The organism is Pseudomonas sp. BF-B-15 (genome assembly GCF_019946675.1).
GTDB classification, from domain to species: Bacteria; Pseudomonadota; Gammaproteobacteria; order Pseudomonadales; family Pseudomonadaceae; genus Aquipseudomonas; species Aquipseudomonas migulae.
In genome coordinates this window covers 1-2,295 of record NZ_JAGYFZ010000205.1, presented here as the reverse complement: position 1 = coordinate 2,295, position 2,295 = coordinate 1, and the positions used below count along the sequence as shown (strand labels likewise).

The following is a 2,295-nucleotide window of genomic DNA, read 5'->3' as shown; positions in this document are numbered from 1 at the left end:
GATCATAAAAACACCGATAACCTGTAGGAGCGAGGCTTGCCCGCGAAGGGGTCGTCGGCAACACACAACTAATCCTGATGCACCCAGGTCATGCGAAACGACGCCCCGCCCCACGGCGAATCCGCCACTTGCACTTGCCCGCCATGAGACTGCGACACCCGCCGCACCAAGGCCAGGCCCAGGCCGAAACCACCCGTGCGGCGATCCCGACTGGCGTCCAGGCGCGAGAACGGTTCGAAGATTTTCTCCCGCCCGTCCACCGGCACGCCCGGCCCGTCGTCGTTGACCTGGACCTCGTAATGATCCCCGGTGCGCACCAACGACACCTCCACTCGCTCTTCGGCATAGCGAATGGCATTGCGCAGCAGGTTGATCACCGCGCGCGCCATGAAGCGCGGCTCGATGCGCACCTCATCGACCCGACACTCGACAATCAGCAGTTGCACCCCGGCCGCCTCGGCTTCCAGCGCCACGCTGCCGACCACGCTGTCGAGCCAACTGTTGGCCTGAATATTCTCCCGGGTAATGACCGTGGCGCCGCGCTCAAGGCTGGCGTAGGTCAGCAGCTCCGAGACCATTTCTTCCAGCTCGCCGAGGTCGGCGTACATGTCGGCAATCAGTTCGCGACGCTGGCTCGGATCGGATTGTTGCTTGAGCTGATCGAGTTCGAACGACAGCCGGGCAATCGGCGTGCGCAATTCATGGGATACCGCGTTGGTCAGCTCACGCTGATTGGCGATAAGGCCTTCGATGCGCGCAGCCATCAGGTTGAAATGTTCAGACAGGTCGCGAATGTTCGAACGCTTGGACAGCTGGATCCGCGCCGACAGGTTGTTGTCGCCAAAGCGTTCGGCGGCGAGGCGCAGTTTCTCCAGATCTCGCCAGTGTGGGCGCACCCAGAATAACAACACGAAACCAATCATCACCGCGATCATCAAATAGGCCGCGGCAATGTAGAACGGCATCAGACTCGGCTCGGCCGGCAGCTTGATGCTGAGCAACTGCGAACCGTCGTCAATGCGCGAGATGAACTGCGTGTACTTGTCACGCAGCACCAGCAGGCCTTGGGCCAACTCGGCTTTTTCCTGATCGGTCAGGGCCAGTTGATCCGTTTCGACCAGGCTCAGGCCCAAACCGTAGTGAGGGCGCACGGTTTCCAATTGGCGTTCCCGGGCCGGACCGTCCAGGCCGCGCAACTGCTCCACCAGCGACCAGGCCTGACCTCGCACCGCCTCGCGGTTGTAGCTCTGCATTTGACCGGCGAGCAGCGCATCGAACGTGCGCTCGACGGTTTGCAACCCCAGTACCAGGCCAACCGTCATCATCACAAACAGACCGAGAAATAACCGCAGCATTTACAGCTCCCACGCGAACGGATTGAACAGGTAACCCTTGCCCCAGATGGTCTTGATGCACACCGGTTCACGCGGGTTGTCCTTGAGCTTGCCGCGCAACTTGCTGATGTAGACGTCGACGCTACGGTTGAGGCCGTCGAAGGCGATCCCGCGCATGCGGTTGAGGATATCGTCGCGGGACAAAATCTTGCCCGCCGCGCTGGCCAGCAACCACAGCAATTCGAATTCCATGGTGGTCAGCTCGATGCCCTCACCCGCCAGGCGCACTTCGCGACAGCTGCGGTCGATGCTCAGATGGCCGAATTCCAGCGAGCTGCAGACTGTGCTGTCCGGCGTTTGCCGGCGTTGCAACGCACGCAGACGGGCCAGCAATACCGGCGGCTTGATCGGCTTGATCACGTAGTCGTCGGCGCCGGACTCCAGGCCGAGGATGTGATCGAGGTCGTCTTCCTTGGCGGTGAGAATGACGATCGGCGTATCGGACACGCTGCGAATTTCGCGACACACGTGCAGGCCACTCTGGCCCGGCAGCATCAGGTCGAGTACAACGATTTTCGGTTTGAAGTCGAGGAATGCGGCCAACGCGAGGTCGCCGCGATGCACCTGTAACACTTCAAAGCCATGTTGGGACAGGAAGTGCGCGATCAGCCCGGCAAGCCTTTCGTCGTCTTCCACCAGCAGAACTTTGCCAAAACCCAGGTTATCCATAACGAACGCGTGCCAACTCTTGTGTGAAGTGGATGGCATTATGGCGTCAATCAGCGTCGGGGCGGCGATTGCAGGCAGCAAAAACCGGCCTCTGGGGCCGGTTTTCAGTGATCTTTCATACTCTTAAGAGTTTTTAACAATTGCGCTGCAAAAGATCGCAACTAACTGTAGGAGCACGGCTTGCCGGCGAAGGCGATCTCAAGGACGCCTTCGCCGGCAAGCCGTGCTCCTA

The 2,295-nt window shown here is 60.3% G+C and carries 2 protein-coding genes; both read right to left on the bottom strand.

Annotation, left to right across the window (positions count from 1 at the left end; all coding sequences use genetic code 11):
- Positions 1 to 68: 68 nt before the first annotated feature.
- Positions 69 to 1,355 (bottom strand): ATP-binding protein, encoded by a 1,287-nt coding sequence (locus KGA97_RS29335; RefSeq protein ID WP_223414479.1) that lies wholly within the window; start codon positions 1,353 to 1,355, stop codon positions 69 to 71.
- Positions 1,356 to 2,063 (bottom strand): winged helix-turn-helix domain-containing protein, encoded by a 708-nt coding sequence (locus KGA97_RS29330; protein ID WP_032828732.1) that lies wholly within the window; start codon positions 2,061 to 2,063, stop codon positions 1,356 to 1,358.
- Between the last annotated feature and the right edge of the window lie 232 nt (positions 2,064 to 2,295).